Source organism: uncultured Capnocytophaga sp., assembly GCF_963525585.1.
GTDB lineage: Bacteria > Bacteroidota > Bacteroidia > Flavobacteriales > Flavobacteriaceae > Capnocytophaga.
In genome coordinates this window covers 73,690-92,619 of sequence record NZ_CAURLX010000004.1, presented here as the reverse complement: position 1 = coordinate 92,619, position 18,930 = coordinate 73,690, and the positions used below count along the sequence as shown (strand labels likewise).

Genomic DNA, 18,930 nt, shown 5'->3' with positions numbered 1-18,930 from the left:
TTTCAAAAGTGAATTAGATGATTTAATAGAAGAAGTAGAAGATTTTTTTAACTAAACAAAATGTCCCCTGAACTACAACCATTAGGCGATGCTATTTTTGAGGCTGCCAAAAAAGCATTCTTAAAACTCTTTGAAAACGGAGAGCATTATTACTATTGTGTGTTACTCACTACGGGGGAGGCACTTCCTCCTTGTATTGCAGCGTGGTCGGTGGAAGCTTTAGAGCGATTTGTAAAGGAAGAATCTATCCCCCAAGAGGAAATGCCATACTACAAATACTCATTTGCTGATAGCCCCTATTACGCTTTTGGTTATGAGGAATATTTTCGGCAGGTAAAACAGTTGTTTGAGCAGCGCGACTCGCTTGTGGATTACAACAATGAGGCGCAATGGAACGAGGAATACGACTTACGACTTGCTGCTATGGTATATGCAATGAAAAAACTCGACGAGATAGGTATTTTTGCCCTCAACCAACCACGAGAACAAGTGTATATCAACATAGAACTAATGCCCCCCGACGATACCGATATAGAAAGAGCTTTGTCGCTTAACAATCCTGATAATATTGGGGAATGGCTTTCTATATTCAGCTGATTATCATCATTAAATATTGAACATTTTATGAATATTCATTTATTGCGTTCTCATATAGAGAAAATAGTTCCTTTAAGCGATGAAGAATTTGCGCTTGTCGCCTCTTACTTTGTAGAGCGTTCCCTGAAAAAACACCAGTTTTTGGTACAGGAGAGCGCACAGATACCTTATGAATATTGGGTAGTGAGTGGACTGCTAAAAGTCTCTCAAATAGACTCCAGTGGGAAGGAGCATATTCTGCAATTTGCTATGGAAGACTGGTGGGTAAGCGATTATCAGGCTTTTTTTCTCCACAAAGAAGCTACGCTGAATATCACTTGTTTGGAGAACTGCCAACTGCTGGCTATTTCTTATGACAACAAGGAAAAGCTATGCGATGAGCTTCCTAAAATCAATACCTTTGTACGCAAGAAAAGTCATATGGGCTATATAGCACTACAAAAGCGCATTCTCTCGCTCCTGAGCAATGATGCCCGCACCCGCTATGAACAGTTTTTAGAACTCTATCCTTCTCTTTTACAACGCCTCCCGAAAAGTCTTATAGCCTCTTATTTAGGCGTTTCGCGCGAGACCCTCAGTAGGTTGTATTCATAATCTTCTGTGACATACCTCACACCAAAAAAGTGATGTACCTCATTGGTAGCAGATGCTCACTTGCCGTACTTTTGCCCCCGAAAATAAACAATCCTAAATCATTATTAACACTATGATAAAACACGCATTTGTAACAGGTGCTACAGGGTTATTGGGTGGACAAATCGTTCGCGCTTTGGTAGCACGTAATATTGAAGTATCGGCATTGGTACGCAGTCGGGAGAAGGCTGCTAAAATGTTTGGTAACTTAAAAATTAATTTTGTAGAAGGTGATATTTTACAACCTGAAAGCTACCGTGCAGGCTTGAAGGGGTGTGATGCCTTGTTTCATACGGCGGCATTCTTCCGTGATGCTCTCAAGGGAGGTAAGCATTGGCAAACCTTATACGACACCAATGTCGTCGGCACAAAAAATCTATTACAAGTAGCTTATGAGCAAGGAGTTCGCCGAGTGGTACACACCTCGAGTATCGGTGTACTCGAAGGCAAGCGAGGGCAAGTGATAGATGAGACGATGTTGCGCAGTTCTAACACGAGCAATGATTACTATCGCAGTAAAATCCTAAGTGATGAAGCTGTTTTGTCTTTTTTGGACACACACCCCGATATGTTTGCTTGTTTCGTGCTACCAGGATGGATGTTTGCCCCTGCCGATATGGGACCTACATCTTCAGGACAATTCATTTTAGACTTCTTACAGAAAAAATTACCAGGGGTAATGAAAGCAAGTTTTAGTCCGGTAGATGCAAGAGATGTGGCAGAACATCAAATTTTAGCAATGGAAAAAGGAAGGCGAGGCGAGCGTTATTTAGCTGCAGGGCGACATATGGAAATGCGAGAGATAATGGCAGCGCTTGCCCAAGTGAGTGGCGTTCCGATGCCTACACGAAAAATTCCTAACGCCTTGCTATGGACGATTGCTTACCTAAATGAGTTCTATCACTTTCTCACTAAAAAGCCTATTTTACTGAGCCGAGCCAGTGTAAAAGGCATTGAAGATGAATACGATTGCACGCGGTTTAGTCACGAAAAAAGTGCGCGTGAATTAGGAGCGAGTTTCCGTCCTTTCGCTGAAACCTTAAAAGATACTATAGCTTGGTATCGAGAAAACAATTGGATAAAGTAAATTAAAAATAAATCATCGATGAAAAGAATCTTTTTATTGCTTGCCTTGATCTCTTGTGGGGTAGGGCTGGCGCAAACTAAAAAAACAACGAAAAAAATGAACAAAAAAGTACTCTTTGTGGTAACAAGCCACACACAATTAGGCAATACGGGGCAAAAAACAGGTTATTACTCTGGTGAGGTAACCCACCCCTTGGAAGAAATTGAAAAAGCAGGTTATACGGTAGACTTTGTCAGTCCGTTGGGTGGTGCTACAGAAGCCTATGGCATCAATATGAACGACCCTGTCGATAAAAAGTATTGGGAAAACGCTGATTTTAAAAAGAAGCTTGCTCATACCAAAAAGCCATCGGAAGTAAAAGCAAAGGATTATGTGGCTATTTTCTATGCAGGCGGACACGGCACGATGTGGGACTTTGCCGACAATAAGGCACTTGCCCAACTCGCTGCTCAGATTTACGAACAAAATGGTGTGGTAGCTGCTGTATGCCACGGGCCAGCAGGCTTGGTAAATATCAAGCTCTCTAATGACAAATACTTGGTAGAAGGCAAAAAAGTAAGTGCCTTTACCAACGAGGAAGAACAAGCAGTAAAGTTGGACAAAGTAGTGCCTTTCTCTTTGGAAGACCAACTAAAAGAACGCGGTGCCCTCATTGAAAAATCTGGTATGTGGCAGGACAAAATAAGTGTAGACAATCGTCTTATCACAGGGCAAAACCCACAATCGGCAAAGAGTGTAGGTGAAGCAATCGTCAAAGAACTAAGTACTTTGCAAGACGGTAAAAAATGAACAGTACTCGATGATTATTTTTATCTATCGGATACTGCTGGAAATAATACTGACGATTTCAACAAGTTGATAGCTTTATTTTCAGAAGATATTACTATGCTAAGCGCTGATGGCTCCCAAATAAAAGGAAAAGAGGCTGTTATCACCTTTTTCAATCAATTTTTTGACAAGAATAGGGAGACCAAACACCTTTGGGAGACCACCCAAACCGCTAAAAACATCCTTGAAACGCATTGGGCAGTAGCAGGCAGGCGAAAGGAAGGCTCTTTCTTTGCTTTTAAAGGTAAAGATACCGCCACCATAAACCCCGAAGGTAAAATCAGTTACCTAAAAGTAGAGTTTTTGTAGTTAGTATTTTAGAAATTAGTTGTTAGTAGTTAGTCGTTAGATTGCGATAACTGCTAACGACTATTTTTTTGTATCTTTGCACCAACAAATAGCAATCTAATTTAAAAAACAGTATTTTATGAAAAAGATAAATAAGTTAGGCATAGGTCTTACCCTTGCCCTTATAGGGTGCAATACTCAAAAACAACCCTCCTCCCCTACCTTACCTGAGGTAAGTCGTTGGACGGGTGAGTATGGAGGAATTGATAAGAGTTATGACGACCAACTTTTCTCTTTGCGAGAAGAAATAGCCCCTAAGTTTAAACAATTGTCTTTTACCGATACCCTTACTGGGCGAACTATGGAATATAACCTGTTTACTCCTGAGAATTACGACCCTAACAAGCAATACCCTTTAGTGCTTTTTATGGCAGATGCAAGTACCGTAGGCAAAGGAGTAATCGCTCCCCTCAAACAAGGTTATGGTGGAATTATTTGGGCTACTGATGAAACTCAAAAAGAGCACCCTTGTTTTGTATTAGTACCTTCGTACAGTGGTAAAGAAGCTGCTACCAATGATGCCTACGAGGTAAGCGATGAAGTACCTACTACTTATCATCTTCTGCAACAAATTCTTAGTACTTATGCTATTGACCGTAGTAGGGTATATACTACCGGACAATCTATGGGAGGGATGATTTCTTTCTATCTGAATGTACATTACCCCAACTTGTTTGCAGCTTCTTTGTATGCAGGTACACATTGGGATTTTCAGCAACTCAAAGAAGTTTTACCCAAGCAAAAGTTCTTCTATATAGCTTCTGAATTAGACAAAGCGGCTCCTATTATGCAACAAATGGAGACTTTCTTTACTCAGGAGAACATCCCTTATGCAACCACAAAATTTGCTGCCAATCTTCCTGAAAAGCAGAAAGAAGAAGCTATTAAGAAGTTGCTTAAGAAAGGAGCTGATAAAAATATAGTACAATTCATCAAAGGAACCATATTGCCTAACGGATTTACCAAAAGAGCGGAAGCAGGCGAACACATGTACGCTTTTGACTATGCTTTCCAACTTAAAGCTGTACGAGATTGGTTGCTAAGCCAACACAAGTAGAAAATAATTCTTTTACCAGCGCGAGCTTGTAGCTCGCGCTTCTTTTAACTCTTACTAAAAATGAAAACTCTCATTATTGGCGCTACGGGCGCCACCGGAAAAGACTTATTGTTACAACTTTTAGCTGACGACACTTATAGCGAGGTGCATTGCTTCGTGCGCAAACCTTTAGCCCTCTCCCACCCCAAGCTACACACTCACGTGGTCAATTTCGATATCCCAGAGGTGTGGGCTGATTTGCTTCAGGGTGATGTAGCTTTCTCGTGCTTGGGTACCACCTTAGCCGTGGCAGGTAGCAAAGAAGCACAATGGCGTGTGGATTACGACTATCAGTACGCCTTTGCACAGCAGTGCAAAGCCAATGGAGTACCTACCTTTGTGCTTGTCTCGGCTGCAGGAGCTAAGGCACAGTCCAAGCTATTCTATAATCGTATGAAAGGACAGTTAGAAGATGCTATCAAGGCGCTTGGTTTCGCAAGCCTGCTTATTTTCCAACCCTCTATACTCGTCCGCTCTAATAGTGATAGAGGAGGTGAGAACTTCACTGTGAAAGTGATTAATTTCCTTAACAAATTAGGACTTTTCAAGCGTTACCGCCCTATGCCTACTGAAATATTAGCCGAAAAAATGCTATCAGCTGTATACAACTCCCCTAAAGGAACTTTTACTTTCACATTAGATAAAATTTTTGACCTATAACAAGCCTTATTTATGCTGACATTGGCAAGAAGTATCATCACAGGTCACTGATAGGCAATCTATTTCCAATGTAGCGTGTTGGATTCCTTGATGAAAAAGCTCGTGTTTAAGCTCTTTTTTTATGTACATAAAAGCTTCTAAAGAAACATCTTCCTTGAGTACCAAATGAGCTGTAAGCGCATTCTCTGAACTGCTTAAAGCCCATATATGCAAATGATGAACAGAGGCTATATCAGGGTGATTTTCTAAAAGGCTCTGTATTTTTTCATTAGAAATTTGTTGTGGAACACCATCTAAGATGAGCTTTACACTTTCTTTCAAAAGAGACCAAGTAGAAAAAAGTATTACAAAAGCAATTATAAAACTAATAATTGGGTCTATTATATTCCATCCTGTGAAAGAAATAATAATTCCTGAGACAATCACCCCAAAAGATACCAAAGCATCTACCAACAAATGTAAGAAAGCCCCTTTAATATTAATATCATCCTTCTGACCTTTATAGAATAGAAAAGCTGAGAGTCCATTAATAAAAACACCTATCAGAGCCGTAATCATAATCATACTGCCGAGCATCTGTGGAGGGTTAGAGAATCTTTCTATACTCTCTATGCCTATTTTAATGACAATCAGGCATAAGATAACAGCATTGACAAATGAGGCTAATATAGAGGCTTTCTTATACCCATAGGTATATAATGAGGTAGCTCCTTTCTGGGCTAACTTCATCCCTAATAAGGAGATAATCAAAGTAGCAACATCACTCAGGTTATGACTTGCATCGGAGATAAGAGCCAAGGAATTGATACGAATTCCTACTACAAATTCTATAAGTGTATACAGAGCATTGGCTCCTATTCCTACATAAAAAGCTTGATTGATACGCTTCAGATCAGGTACGTGATGATGGTGATGACTATGGTCGTGATGATGTTCCATTGGTTTGGGTTAATCATTAACAATGGTTCCTACGGCTTCCCCAGCCACTATTTTTGCTAGATTTCCTTTTTTATTCATATCAAAGACTATAATAGGGAGGTGATTTTCTTGGCTAAGAGTAAAGGCTGTCATATCCATTACTTTAAGTCCTTTATCTATCGCTTCAGTAAAAGTAATATGCTCGTACTTAGTTGCTTGCGAATCTTTCTCTGGGTCTGCGGTATAGATACCATCTACACGGGTTCCTTTGAGAATTACATCGGCATTGATTTCTATAGCACGAAGTACTGCTGCCGAATCCGTTGTAAAATAAGGGTTCCCTGTTCCTGCCCCAAAAATAACTACACGCCCTTTCTCCAAATGGCGAACTGCTCTACGACGAATAAAAGGCTCTGCTATTGCCTCCATTGTAATGGCTGTTTGTAAGCGAGTAAGCACCCCTTCGTCTTCTAAGGCACTTTGCAAAGCCAACGAATTAATAACTGTAGCAAGCATTCCCATATAATCCCCCTGTACTCTATCCATCCCGTTGCTAGCTCCAGCCACCCCTCGGAAGATGTTCCCGCCACCAATGACTACAGCTACTTCAGCTCCTTGAGCCACTACCTGTTTTATCTCTACAGCATATTCCTTAAGTCGTGCTGGATCAATGCCGTGTTGGCGACTTCCCATAAGGGCTTCTCCGCTTAATTTGAGCAGAATTCTCTTGTATTTCATTTAGATGTTTTTTATTGTGCAAAAATAAGGATTTTTCGTGATTTTTCCATTACTTTTGAGCAAAAATATTTCAACTAAAAAATTAGTCTTGCACAAAAATAATTTGTCAAAATTATTTTTTATTACTAATAATTCCTTATCTTTGCCTAAAAATAATCTTTCTTTAAACGCAAATATATCAATGACTCTTACAGAAAAAGATCAAAAATATCTTTGGCACGCCTATACCCAGCACAAAACAAGTGATGCTCCCATTGCTATTACCAAAGGGAAAGATGCTCTCCTATGGGATGAAAAAGGAAATACCTACATAGATGCCATTGCCTCTTGGTGGGTGAATCCGTACGGACATAGTAACGAACGCTTAGCAAAAAAAGCATACGAACAACTTACCTCCTTGGAGCACGTTCTCTTTGGAGGTTTTACCCATCAGCCAGCTTGTGATTTAGCAGAAACTCTCCTAAAGATACTTCCCAAGAACCAAAGCAAGATTTTCTTCTCGGATAATGGTTCTACTGCAGTGGAAGTAGCCGTGAAAATTGCCCTCCAATATTACTACAATCAAGGAGAAAAACGTACCACTTTTATTGCTTTTGAAGAGGCTTTCCACGGAGATACTTTTGCTGCAATGGCAGTTTCTGGTATTTCTCTTTATACAACTGCTTTTCAAGGACAACTCTTGGATGTAGTGCGTATTCCCATTCCCGAAAAAGGCAAAGAAAAGGAATGTAAAGAGCGATTAGAGGAAGTACTCTCCCAATATAATTGTGCAGGTTTTATATTTGAACCTTTGGTACTAGGCGCAGCGGGAATGCGTATGTATGCTCCTGAGGTGTTGGATGAACTTATTCAGATATGTAGAAAACATAAAGTCCTTACCTTAGCCGATGAAGTAATGACAGGTTTTGGAAAAACAGGGAAAAACTTTGCCTGTGATTACCTTAAGGAAATGCCCGATATGATTTGCCTTTCCAAGGCACTCACGGGAGGAACTATTCCTCTTTCTGTTACAAGTACTACTGAGGCAATTTATGATGCTTTCTATAGTGATGACATCAGCAAAGCTCTCTTTCATGGACATACCTTTATGGCAAATCCTACAGGTTGTGCTATTGCCTTAGAAAGCCTTAAGATATTACAAGAAGCTCCAATGCAAGCCAATCTTAAGCGTATTCACGCCAAGCATCAGGCCTTTGCTTCCAAAATGGATAAGCATCCTAAGGTTGCCCGTACGCGTACTTTAGGAGTTATCTTTGCTCTAGACTTAGAAGTTCCTAATAGAGGCGAATATTATGGTTCTATTCGCAATGAACTTTATAAGTATTATATCTCTCACGGAGTCATTCTACGCCCTGTATATCATACTATCTATGTATTGCCTCCCTACATTATAACAGACGAACAATTAGATAAAGTATATCATATTATTGAAGAAAGTATAGAACACCTAACCAATAAAGGACTGTTATAATTTATGGCTCAGAGAAAAAAAACCACCTCCTCCCCTACTATCGGGGAACGCATCATTACCTTCAACAAAGAGTTACAATATACAGGTTCTCTTCCTGAAGGTTTTGCTGTACTAAATCCTTATTTGGATAACCCTGAGACTATTGGAGTGATGAGTGCTTTCTATCAAACTTTCTATGATGATCATAATCCCCGTAAGTTCATCATCGGGATTAATCCCAGTAGGCACGGGGCTGGAGTAACAGGAGTTCCTTTTACTGATACCAAGCGTTTGGAAAATGACTGTGGTATCCCGATGCACTCAGCACATACTCACGAAGTCTCTTCTGTATTTGTATATGATATGATTTCACAATATGGAGGCGTAAAGGATTTTTACAAGGATTATTATATTAACTCTCCCTTCCCCTTGGCTATTGTAAGAAAAACGGCTCAAGGCACTTGGCTTAATGCCAATTATTATGATGACAATGAACTCTTTAGAATGACCAAGGACTATATGATAGAAACCCTTAAGAAGCATATTGCCTTAGGATTGGACACCTCTGAAGTATATGTTTTGGGAAAGAAAAATGCTTCTTTCCTAGAAAAGCTCAACAAAGAAGCCTCTTTGTTCAAGAAAATGGTCGTACTAGAACACCCCCGCTATATACAACAATATAAGTCCAAAGAAAAACAATTATACATAGATAAATTCATCACTTTATTAAAACCTAAATCTCTATAAATGAAAATTTTAAAAGAATTAGACGAACTCACTGCTGCCAAGGTTATCTCTCCTGAAGTAGCCGAACGCATTCGCCTCTATGCTCAAGAACAGAAGCAGGCTTCTTCTTCCCATAGGCTCTTGACAGTTTTTGGAGCATTAGGAGCTATTCTTATTGCTTTAGGAATTATCGTTATTTTAGCCCACAACTGGGACGAACTCCCTCGTTGGACAAAAACTATTATTTCCTTTCTCCCCCTACTAGCAGGACAGGCTGGTTGTGGATATATACTTTTCAAAAAAGGACTCCAATCTTGGTGGGGAGAGGCTGTAGCAGCCTTTACTAGTCTTTCCATAGGAGCGACTATTGCGATGGTACATCAGGTATATAATCTTCCTGAGAGTTCCTTTGCCAACTTCCTCTCCTTGTGGCTACTCTTAGCTCTACCCACCCTCTACCTGATGCGTTCGAGGGCTACCGCTGTGCTCTATTATATAGGAGTAGGAGCACTTTGTATATTAGGTGAAAGAAAAGAATGGACGACTTACTATACTTCTTTGGTGGCTTTTGGCTTAATATTGCCTTTTTACATTTGGCACATTAAGTATAAGGCAAGTAGTGCTATTACCTATGCATTTCACTGGTTCACAGTACTTTTTATCGGCATTGCTTTACTTATTTTCCATATAAATATAGGAGAAGATGATTTCGGTATTTGGTTTGTCTTACTCTCTGCTATTTACCTGATGATAGGAAAGTATCTACAAACGAGTATCTATTACAATGCTTATAAGGTGTTTGCTCTTATTTGTATTCCTTTTTGCCTTTTTACAGTCCACTTTTTTTCTTGGAATAACAATGAGATGATATACATAGCTATTTTTTTAGTACTTATCTATCTTTTGTTAGTCATAAAGTATTATTATATAGATAAAAGAGAAAAAACATTGGATCTTATACTAGTTTATCCTTTGGTTTATATATTTTCAGGGTTTTTGTGGTATTATTATTTGTATGATTTGGCTATTTTATTGCTTGGAGCTTACTATATTTGGAAAGGTTTCAAGAGTGAACGTAGTTTATTAGTCAATTATGGTCTTGCTGTTATTTCTATAGAGATAGCCTTCCGATTTTTTGATTCTTCTTTCTCCTTTCTCGTTAAAGGAATCGTCTTTATCCTCTTAGGAATAGGCTTTTTTGTAACCAATTACCTCATCATTAAACAAAAGAAAAATGCGTAAGAAATACCTCATCATAGCCTTTGCCTGTACGGTATTGGTACAGTTAGCTTTTCCCTTAAAAATGATTTTTGATAGGGAACTCATCTTACTAAAGGGAGAAACTTTCCTTATGGAAATTGCTCCTCTTGACCCTTATGATGCCTTTCGGGGTCGATATGTAACCATCAGTTATGAGAATTATAGTACTCCCCTTCCAAAAAAATTCGAGTATATAAGAGACCTCAAAGAACTTTACATAACAGTGAAAAAAGACGAACAAGGAAAGCTCATCTATGACCAAGTAACCCAATATCCGCCAACTCATACCAATTCCTATATTAAGGAAGAAGCCGAGTCTTATGGATTTTCCTATACAGAAGGGGAAATATGGATAGACCTTCCCAATCGTTACTATATGAATGAAAATAAGGCTCCCTTAGCCGAAAAACTCATTGAACGCGCTCAGGCAGAGATTGTTATCTACAAAGGAAAGGCTGTCCTAAAGGGTATTCGTATAGATGGAATGCCTATAGAAACTTATATCAAGAAAACAAACTTAAAATAATATGAAGAATTTTTCCTTAGAAACACTCAAAAGAGAAATATTTGCTAAAAAATCCTTCCTTTGCGTTGGTCTGGATGTGGATTTGAGTAAAATTCCTCCTTTCCTTCTGAAAGAGGAAGACCCTATTTTTGCCTTTAACAAGGCGATTATTGATGCTACTCATCCCTATACCATTGCTTACAAGCCTAATATTGCTTTTTATGAAGCTTATGGCGAAAAAGGTTGGCAATCACTAAGGAAGACCATTAATTACCTAAACGAGCAACACCCTCATATCTTTACCATTGCTGATGCCAAGAGAGGCGATATAGGCAATACAGCGACTATGTATGCCAAAGCCTTCTTCGAGGATTTACAGTTTGATAGTGTAACCGTAGCTCCCTATATGGGGCAGGACTCTGTGGAACCTTTCCTCGCTTTTGAAAATAAAGTTACCATTCTATTGGCACTGACTTCTAACAAAGGAGCCTTTGATTTCCAAACGCTTACCACAGAAAAAATTCCCCTCTATGAGCAAGTACTCATTCGCTCCCAAAAGTGGCATAATGCACAAAACTTAATGTATGTAGTAGGAGCTACTAAGGCTGAGTATTTAGCCAATATTCGTCGTATTATACCTAATGCTTTTCTTTTGGTTCCTGGGGTAGGAGCTCAAGGAGGAGACCTTAAGGAAGTCTGCCAATATGGGCTAAATGACTCTGTAGGACTTATTATTAATGCTTCCCGAGCTGTTATCTATGCTTCTCAAGGAGAGGATTTTGCCGAAAAAGCGGGAGAAGTTGCCCAAAATTTACAAAAAGAAATGGCTACTATACTCGACACAAAATTCCAATAAATATGACTTTTTCTGAAGAAAATTACCTAAAAATTATTTATCATCTCAGTTATGAGGAAAATACAGAAGTAACCACCAATGCCATTGCTGAAGCAATGCAAACAAAGGCTTCTTCTGTAACCGATATGCTCAAAAAACTCCATGAAAAAGGCTGGGTTACTCACAAAAAATACCAGGGAGTCTCCCTTACTGATGAAGGGCGGAGAAATGCACTTCTGGTGATACGTAAGCACCGGCTCTGGGAAGTATTCCTAGTAGAAAAATTGCATTTCTCTTGGGACGAAATCCACGAAGTAGCTGAACAGCTAGAACATATTCAATCCGATAAGCTAGTAGAGGAATTAGACAAATTTCTCTTATATCCAGAAAAAGACCCTCATGGAGATCCTATCCCTGATAGAGAGGGAAATATGCCCATTATGAAGAATGAACTACTAAGCCTCCTTAAGAAAGGAGAAAGCGGACAGTGTGTAGGGGTAAAAAATACCTCCAAGGAATTTCTTCAATATTTGAATAAAATGGAGATTTCCATTGGAAAAAAAATCTCTGTAATCGACATCCAACCTTTTGACAACTCTATTGAAATTCAACTAGATAACAAAACAATTTACATATCTTCCATTGTAGCAGGTAACATTTATGTTAAAAAAAACAAATAAAACCGAAATAACTTTTTTGTTTCTCAAAAATAAACTACTTTTGCCTCTCATTTTATAAGAAAAATGGCACGAAAAAAATTATATTTTCTTATCATTGTCCTCCTCTTCTGTATTGCTGTAGGAGGATATTTTTGGGTTTCTTCTTGGGGAAAGTATGAGTTTAAGAATCAGGAAGTACTCTTAAGCGATTGTGATGGTGATGACTGCGCAGAAGTATGCATTAACTACTTGGTTTGCAAGCGTCCTGATAGCTTTGCTAAAGCTTTCAATGATTCTATTCAAAGGCAAATCATCCAAAAACTCCTAGCCAAGGATACCTTAATAAGTGTAGAGGAGGCTGGAAAGCTCTTCCTATCACAGTACAAAACAGATAAATTACAGTTTGAAGGGATTGCTCCTTATCAAATTCAAATAACTGATACCATTACTTTCCAGAATGATGACTTAGTATCTCTTCAGCGTACAGGTTCTGAGTACTTAGGAGGGGCACATTCTATAGAATGGAAATCTCTCTTGAATTTCAAGCCTAATGGTACTCCTTATACTCTGGAAGAGCTCTTTTCTGACAATGAAAAGGTGGTAGAACTAGCCGAAAAATATTTTAGAGAGACCTATAATATTGCCCAAGAACAAGGATTAAAAGAAGAAGGATTCTTGTTCGAAAATGATATTTTTACACTTCCTAAGAACATAGGATTTAGTGAGAAGTTCCTTATTCTTATATACAATCCCTATGAGATAGCTCCCTATAGTACAGGAACATTGGAAGTGAAAATTCCTCTATCTGAAGTAACTCCCTGGCTTTCTTTCAATATAAATAAACCAAAAAAATGAATCCTACTAGAAAAATATACTACCTAAGTCACTGTGATACCTGCCTGCGTATTCTGCATGAATTACGCTCGCTAGATGAATTCGTTTTCCAAGATATAAAAGAAGATCCTATTACAGAGGAAGAACTAGAAACCCTCAAGCAATCTACAGGCAAATACGAACTTCTTTTCAACAAAAGAGCCAAACTCTACAAAGAACGTAACCTAAATAAGCAATCCCTTACTGAAGAGGATTTCAAAAAACTTATTTTAGAGCATTATACCTTCCTAAAACGCCCTATTGTAGTAATTGGAGAACGTGTTATATCAGGAAATGCCACTAAAATCATCAAAGATGCACGAAAATTATTATAGTTTTTCACTATATCTCTTATTTAATCATTAGTTATTACTATGAATCCCATCTCTCAGCTAAATATTCCTACCTCAAACTTACCTCGTATTGTGATTATTGGGGCAGGTTTCGGAGGTATTAATATCGTAAAAAAACTAAATTTTTCAAAAACACAGGTAGTTCTTATCAATAAGACCAACTACCATACCTTTCAGCCCTTATTATATCAGGTAGCTACTGCTGGATTAGAACCCGATTCTATTGCTTACTCAGTGCGTTCTATTTTTAAAAAAGAGCCTAATTTTTATTTCCGAATTACTGAAGTAAAGCACATCTATCCTGATAAAAAATCTATCCTTACAGATTTAGGAGAGCTTTCCTATGATTACTTAGTTATTGCTACAGGTTCTCAAACCAATTTTTATGGTAATAGTAATATCCAAAAATATGCTATGCCTATGAAAACAGTTCCTGAAGCATTAGATATGCGTAGCTTAATTATCCAGAACCTGGAAGCAGCAATTCTTACTAATAATCTAGAGGAACGTAATAGCCTAATGAACTTTGTTATCGTAGGAGGAGGTCCCACAGGAGTAGAACTTGCAGGAGCTTTTGCTGAACTAAAAAGCCACATCCTTCCTACCGATTACCCCGACTTAGATATACGAAAAATGAATGTACACCTTATCCAAGCAGATTCACGCTTACTGGTAGGGATGTCTGAAAAATCAAGTAATAAGGCAAAGGAATATCTTGAGAAAATGGGTGTATCCATTTGGTTCAATACTTTTGTAAAGGATTATGATGGGGTTAATGTAGTTACTAATACTCATAACTTCCAGACCTATACACTTATCTGGACTGCTGGGGTAAAAGGAAGCCTTATAGAAGGACTCTCTGAAGGATCTATACAAGGAGGGCGCTATCTAGTAGATGAATATAATCAGGTAAAAGGCTATAAGGACATCTTTGCTATAGGTGATATCGCTTGTATGGCTAGCGAAAAACAGCCTAAAGGACACCCTATGGTTGCTCAACCAGCTATCCAACAAGGGAAACTACTGGCTAAAAACCTTCAAAGAATCTTCCAGAACAAGCCTCTGATTCCTTTTAGCTACTTTGACAAAGGCTCTATGGCTACTGTAGGGCGTAATAAAGCCGTTGTAGAACTTAATGGAATGCGATTCTCTGGATGGTTCGCTTGGATTCTTTGGATTACTGTTCACCTAGCTTTCCTAGTAGGATTCCGTAACAAAATGGTTACTCTATCCAATTGGATTGTTCAGTATTTCCAATATAATAAAGGGGTACGCTTGATTATTCGCCCCTTCAAAACAGCCTATACCTTAGAAGAGGAAAAAAGAAAAAAAGCAGAATAATATTAATTTATAAAAGAGCTAAATAATAGCTCTTTTTTTATTTTAACCCGTATTTTTTTATTGCTTTTTCAAAAAATATAAGTATCTTTGCCCCGCGTTTTTTTAACGCAAAAATCTTAATTACATCATTAATTTAATTGTTTTTACGATGAAGAAAATTATGCTTTCTGTATGCGCCCTTGGGTGGCTTACAGCTTTTGCTCAAGAGCAAACGAGTAATGAGGCTCCTGTAGTTGAGCAGGCTCCTCAGGTAGAGAGTCCTTGGAAAAGATCTGGTACCATCTCCCTATTATTCAACCAAGCTGCTTTCAACCACGATTGGACTGGAGGAGGAACCAATAACTATGGAGGAAACCTTAACCTTTCCTATGATGCCAACTATAAAAAAGATGTATGGGCATGGGATAATAAGCTCGTTGTGGATTATGGTCTCACCCGAGTAGATGGTGATGATTTTAGCAAAAAGACCAATGACCGATTTGTTATCAACTCTCTTCTAGGAAGACAGCTTTCTGAAACTTGGTATTTCTCTTTCTTTGCTAATTTCCAAACTCAATTGGACAAAGGATACACTTATGGAACGGATAACCAAGGAAGACAAACCCGTACAGAGACCACTCATTTCTTAGCTCCAGGGTACTTTTCTTTCGGTCCTGGTATGCTTTGGAAAAAGAGTGACAACTTAAAAGTGAATATTGCTCCTGCTACTTCAAGGCTTATTTTCACTGATAAGAAATTTACTGAAACAGCTGCTCACTTTGGGGTAGAAAAAGGGAAAACCTCTCGTTTTGAGTTCGGTGCTGCTGTAAATGGGTATGCTAAATTTGATGTTCTTCCTAACATCACTGTAGAAAACACCTTAAACTTATACAGCAACTACCTTGATAAACCTGCAAATGTAGATATTGATTATACTCTGAATCTTTTGATGAAAGTGAATAACTATATTTCTGCTAACTTTATATTCCAAGCTATCTATGATGATGATGCAGCTAAAGCTTTCCAGATCAGAGAAGCTTTTGGAGCAGGACTTACTTACAAATTTTAATTCTTTTCTTTATAAAGAAAGAGGCTTCCCTAAGGGAAGCCTCTTTGATTTTTAGTTGGTTTAGAACTGATAAGTAACTCCTAATTTTAGCCCTCCTGCAGTTCCTACGTTATTCTCAATGAAAAGCTCTCCGTTAGCCGCAAAATTATCTGTAAAGAAATATCTTGCTCCAGTCTGTACACGTACAGCAAGTCCTGAATCATACTCGGAAGTAAAGCGATATCTGTTATCAAAATCATTATCCCAGCTGTAGTATCCTAAGCTAAGCCCTGCATATACATCCAACTGAGAAGGTAATGGAAATACTTTATGAAAATGGAAATTTCCGTTGGCAAGTACTCCAAAGTTGGTATAGTTCACTCCTCCTACTTTCTCTCCACGATAGAATACTTCTCCTCCTACAGTTACTTGATCTGCTACACCAACATCTACTCCTGCATAGATAGGAATTCCCCAAGCAGTAAATCCAAAACCTCCGTTAAGCTGTACGCCTCCTTTGTCTAGAGCCGATTTCTGTGCCGAAGCACTTCCAATAGCTAGAAAAATACTAGCTAATACTAATAATTTCTTCATCTTTTTTCTTTTAAATTTAGGCAAAGGTAGTTCTTTTTTTTAGAACTACCTCTTTTTTACTTATTTTTTAACATATATATTTATCTAAAAGAAACCCTTCTTAAAGATATTATCATTTTTTAATAATTTTCTTTTTCTTCGTGAGGTCTTTTTCCAAAGATAGCTTCCAAATCTTCCTTAAAGATAACCTCTCTCTCAAGGAGCAATTCGGCTAATGTACTTAGCTTACTCTGATGAGTAGTAAGGATTTCAAGAGCCCTTTGATATTGTTTCTGAATAATTCTACTGATTTCCTCATCAATTACCTGAGCTGTTTTTTCGCTATAAGGCTTAGTAAAGCCATATTCTTCGCCTGTGGGATCATAATAGGTAAGGTTTCCTATTTTATCATTAAGCCCATAGATGGTGACCATTGCACGAGCTTGCTTAGTTACTTTTTCCAAATCACTAAGTGCCCCTGTAGAGATTTTACCAAAAGTTAGCTGCTCTGCAGCACGTCCTCCTAGGGCTGCACACATCTCATCTTCAATCTGGTCTGTACGAACAATCTGTCTTTCCTCTGGCAAATACCAAGCGGCTCCTAAGGAACGTCCTCTAGGTACAATAGTTACTTTTACCAGTGGAGCAGCGTGTTCCAAAAGCCAACTTACAGTAGCGTGTCCTGCCTCGTGATAAGCAATAGCTCTCTTCTCTTCAGGAGTAATAATTTTATTTTTCTTTTCTAATCCTCCTATAATCCTATCCACAGCATCTAAGAAGTCTTGTTTATCTACCGATGTTTTCCCTTTTCGAGCTGCTATAAGAGCAGCTTCGTTACATACATTGGCAATATCAGCTCCTGAGAACCCTGGGGTCTGCTTGGCTAAAAATTCTACATCTAAGTTTTCTGTAATCTTGATAGGTCTGAGATGTACTTTGAATATTTCTTTTCTTTCATTCAAATCTGGCAAATCTACATAAATTTGTCGGTCAAAGCGCCCTGCTCTCAGGAGAGCCTTATCTAGAACATCGGCACGGTTGGTAGCTGCCAGAACAATGACATTGGTATTGGTTCCAAAACCATCCATTTCAGTAAGGAGCTGATTAAGGGTATTTTCTCTTTCATCATTGGCATTGGTCAGGTTATTTTTCCCACGGGCACGCCCAATAGCATCTATTTCATCAATAAAAATGATAGATGGAGATTTCTCCTTTGCCTGCCTGAACAAATCACGTACGCGAGAAGCCCCTACTCCTACAAACATTTCTACAAAATCAGAACCTGAAAGGGAGAAGAAAGGCACTTTTGCTTCTCCTGCTACCGCTTTGGCAAGCAATGTTTTCCCTGTCCCAGGAGGACCTACCAAAAGAGCTCCTTTAGGAATTTTTCCTCCAAGAGAAGTATATTTTTCAGGATTCTTAAGGAATTCTACAATTTCTTGTACTTCTTCTTTGGCTCCCTCCAAACCTGCCACATCTTGGAAAGTGATTTTTTTATCCTTCTCTCCATCAAATAATCTAGCTCGAGACCTTCCTATATTGAAGAGTTGTCCGCCTCCCATACCTCCTCCTGCGCGACGCATAAGGAATATCCACAAGCCTACAAAAAGTACTACTGGTAATATCACTGTAATGAGGATATCCCCAAAGAAATTCTGTTCTGTTTTATAAATAAGTTGTGTATGAGAAAGTTCCTTTTCAGCAACTATTTTATTGAATCGGTTTTCAAAATTTTCTAGAACTCCCACTTCTAACTTATACTGAGGAATATCAGAATCCGGGGTTGATTTGAAAAGCGGGTTTTCCACTTTTACATCCTTATGACTAGGCTTTTCAAGAGCTTGAGAAGAGAGGTAGATACGTGCTTGATGCTTATTAACAACTACCACCTTGGCTATATCTCCTTCTTGTAGATATTTTTCAAACTGTGTTTGTGAAATCTCCTTAGGTTGCTTCCAGAGTCCTGTACTAGAGATGGGATTCAGTACCAAGAAAAGAATCAGGGCTAATCCTGCATAGAACCAGAAAGCAGAAAATCGAGAAGGTTTATTTTCATTCATAACTATTCATCTGTTTTAATATGGGTTATTCGGGCATCTCCCCACAAGCCCTCTATATCATAATATTCGCGTATGGGTCGCTGGAAGATATGCACTACAATATCCACATAATCAAGTAATATCCATTCTGCATTCTGCTCCCCCTCTATATGCCAAGGCTTCTGAGGAGTCTGCCTCTGTACAGCTCCAGAGATAGCTCCTACTTGTGTATTAGAGTTCCCTGTACAGATTACAAAATAGCTACATACAGCGTTTTCTATTTCTCTGAGGTCTAGGATAGTAATATCTTGACCTTTTACTTTCTGTATCCCTTCCAGAATGGAAGAAAGTATTTCCTGCGTATTATTTTTTTCGTTCGACATT

21 protein-coding genes and 1 pseudogene are annotated in these 18,930 nt (G+C 38.6%); 17 read left to right on the top strand and 5 right to left on the bottom strand.

Going from position 1 to position 18,930, the window contains the following annotated elements:
• Nucleotides 1-60: 60 nt before the first annotated feature.
• The 7 genes and pseudogenes from RYK20_RS02245 (at nt 61) to RYK20_RS02215 (ending at nt 5,249) form a co-directional block, all read left to right on the top strand.
• Entirely contained in the window at nt 61-597 is a 537-nt protein-coding gene (locus RYK20_RS02245) for a DUF4303 domain-containing protein (protein ID WP_314894264.1), read from the top strand.
• A gap of 27 nt (nt 598-624) precedes the next feature.
• Nucleotides 625-1,191: a Crp/Fnr family transcriptional regulator gene (locus RYK20_RS02240; protein ID WP_314289536.1), complete on the top strand. Its 567-nt coding sequence runs from the start codon at nt 625-627 to the stop codon at nt 1,189-1,191.
• Nucleotides 1,192-1,303: 112 nt separating this feature from the next.
• On the top strand, nt 1,304-2,317 hold the full coding sequence (locus RYK20_RS02235; protein WP_314894263.1) for an SDR family oxidoreductase: 1,014 nt from the start codon (nt 1,304-1,306) through the stop codon (nt 2,315-2,317).
• Between the two features lie 18 nt (nt 2,318-2,335).
• Nucleotides 2,336-3,106 (top strand): type 1 glutamine amidotransferase domain-containing protein, encoded by a 771-nt coding sequence (locus tag RYK20_RS02230; protein WP_297978137.1) that lies wholly within the window; start codon nt 2,336-2,338, stop codon nt 3,104-3,106.
• Nucleotides 3,107-3,163: 57 nt separating this feature from the next.
• Nucleotides 3,164-3,454 (top strand): annotated as a pseudogene (locus RYK20_RS02225) (nuclear transport factor 2 family protein); the annotation flags it as partial.
• Between the two features lie 118 nt (nt 3,455-3,572).
• Entirely contained in the window at nt 3,573-4,550 is a 978-nt protein-coding gene (locus RYK20_RS02220) for an alpha/beta hydrolase-fold protein (RefSeq protein WP_314894262.1), read from the top strand.
• A gap of 60 nt (nt 4,551-4,610) precedes the next feature.
• The gene (locus RYK20_RS02215; RefSeq protein WP_314894261.1) at nt 4,611-5,249 is read left to right on the top strand and encodes an NAD(P)H-binding protein; all 639 of its coding nucleotides are present in this window, start codon (nt 4,611-4,613) and stop codon (nt 5,247-5,249) included.
• Nucleotides 5,250-5,255: 6 nt separating this feature from the next.
• Here the strand turns inward: RYK20_RS02215 and RYK20_RS02210 are convergent, their stop codons facing one another.
• Nucleotides 5,256-6,188, bottom strand: a complete 933-nt coding sequence (locus RYK20_RS02210; protein WP_314894260.1) for a cation diffusion facilitator family transporter — start codon at nt 6,186-6,188, stop codon at nt 5,256-5,258.
• Between the two features lie 9 nt (nt 6,189-6,197).
• Entirely contained in the window at nt 6,198-6,905 is a 708-nt protein-coding gene (gene pyrH, locus RYK20_RS02205) for a UMP kinase (protein WP_297978141.1), read from the bottom strand.
• A gap of 181 nt (nt 6,906-7,086) precedes the next feature.
• Here pyrH and bioA point away from each other — a divergent pair, with 181 nt between their 5' ends.
• From bioA to RYK20_RS02155, 10 genes are all read left to right on the top strand, one after another.
• Nucleotides 7,087-8,376 carry an adenosylmethionine--8-amino-7-oxononanoate transaminase gene (gene bioA / locus RYK20_RS02200; RefSeq protein ID WP_314894259.1) on the top strand — a complete coding sequence of 430 codons (1,290 nt, stop codon included), beginning with the start codon at nt 7,087-7,089 and terminating at the stop codon, nt 8,374-8,376.
• Nucleotides 8,377-8,379: 3 nt separating this feature from the next.
• Nucleotides 8,380-9,102 carry an SMUG2 DNA glycosylase family protein gene (locus RYK20_RS02195; protein ID WP_314894258.1) on the top strand — a complete coding sequence of 241 codons (723 nt, stop codon included), beginning with the start codon at nt 8,380-8,382 and terminating at the stop codon, nt 9,100-9,102.
• Nucleotides 9,103-10,323: a DUF2157 domain-containing protein gene (locus RYK20_RS02190; protein WP_314894257.1), complete on the top strand. Its 1,221-nt coding sequence runs from the start codon at nt 9,103-9,105 to the stop codon at nt 10,321-10,323.
• Nucleotides 10,316-10,867, top strand: coding sequence for a GDYXXLXY domain-containing protein (locus tag RYK20_RS02185; RefSeq protein WP_311456138.1), 552 nt, complete (start codon nt 10,316-10,318; stop codon nt 10,865-10,867). The genes RYK20_RS02190 and RYK20_RS02185 overlap by 8 nt, the downstream gene beginning before the upstream one ends.
• 1 nt (nt 10,868) lies before the next feature.
• Nucleotides 10,869-11,702, top strand: coding sequence for an orotidine-5'-phosphate decarboxylase (gene pyrF, locus RYK20_RS02180; protein ID WP_314894256.1), 834 nt, complete (start codon nt 10,869-10,871; stop codon nt 11,700-11,702).
• Nucleotides 11,703-11,704: 2 nt separating this feature from the next.
• Nucleotides 11,705-12,361 (top strand): metal-dependent transcriptional regulator, encoded by a 657-nt coding sequence (locus tag RYK20_RS02175; RefSeq protein WP_297978147.1) that lies wholly within the window; start codon nt 11,705-11,707, stop codon nt 12,359-12,361.
• A 63-nt stretch (nt 12,362-12,424) separates the two neighbouring features.
• A complete protein-coding gene (locus tag RYK20_RS02170; RefSeq protein WP_297978148.1) occupies nt 12,425-13,195 on the top strand; it encodes a DUF3298 and DUF4163 domain-containing protein in 771 nt (256 codons plus the stop codon).
• A complete protein-coding gene (locus RYK20_RS02165) occupies nt 13,192-13,548 on the top strand; it encodes an arsenate reductase family protein (protein WP_297978149.1) in 357 nt (118 codons plus the stop codon). Before RYK20_RS02170 ends, RYK20_RS02165 begins: the two co-directional genes overlap by 4 nt.
• 39 nt (nt 13,549-13,587) lie before the next feature.
• Nucleotides 13,588-14,907: an NAD(P)/FAD-dependent oxidoreductase gene (locus RYK20_RS02160; protein ID WP_314894255.1), complete on the top strand. Its 1,320-nt coding sequence runs from the start codon at nt 13,588-13,590 to the stop codon at nt 14,905-14,907.
• 148 nt (nt 14,908-15,055) lie between these two features.
• Nucleotides 15,056-15,955: a DUF3078 domain-containing protein gene (locus RYK20_RS02155; RefSeq protein WP_314602823.1), complete on the top strand. Its 900-nt coding sequence runs from the start codon at nt 15,056-15,058 to the stop codon at nt 15,953-15,955.
• 60 nt (nt 15,956-16,015) lie between these two features.
• On the opposite strand, the gene RYK20_RS02150 is transcribed toward RYK20_RS02155, so the two are convergent.
• The 3 genes from RYK20_RS02150 to rsfS form a co-directional block, all read right to left on the bottom strand.
• Nucleotides 16,016-16,528, bottom strand: a complete 513-nt coding sequence (locus RYK20_RS02150; protein WP_314894254.1) for a hypothetical protein — start codon at nt 16,526-16,528, stop codon at nt 16,016-16,018.
• Nucleotides 16,529-16,647: 119 nt separating this feature from the next.
• Nucleotides 16,648-18,567 carry an ATP-dependent zinc metalloprotease FtsH gene (gene ftsH / locus RYK20_RS02145; protein WP_314894253.1) on the bottom strand — a complete coding sequence of 640 codons (1,920 nt, stop codon included), beginning with the start codon at nt 18,565-18,567 and terminating at the stop codon, nt 16,648-16,650.
• A gap of 2 nt (nt 18,568-18,569) precedes the next feature.
• Nucleotides 18,570-18,929: a ribosome silencing factor gene (gene rsfS, locus RYK20_RS02140; protein ID WP_297978154.1), complete on the bottom strand. Its 360-nt coding sequence runs from the start codon at nt 18,927-18,929 to the stop codon at nt 18,570-18,572.
• Between the last annotated feature and the right edge of the window lies 1 nt (nt 18,930).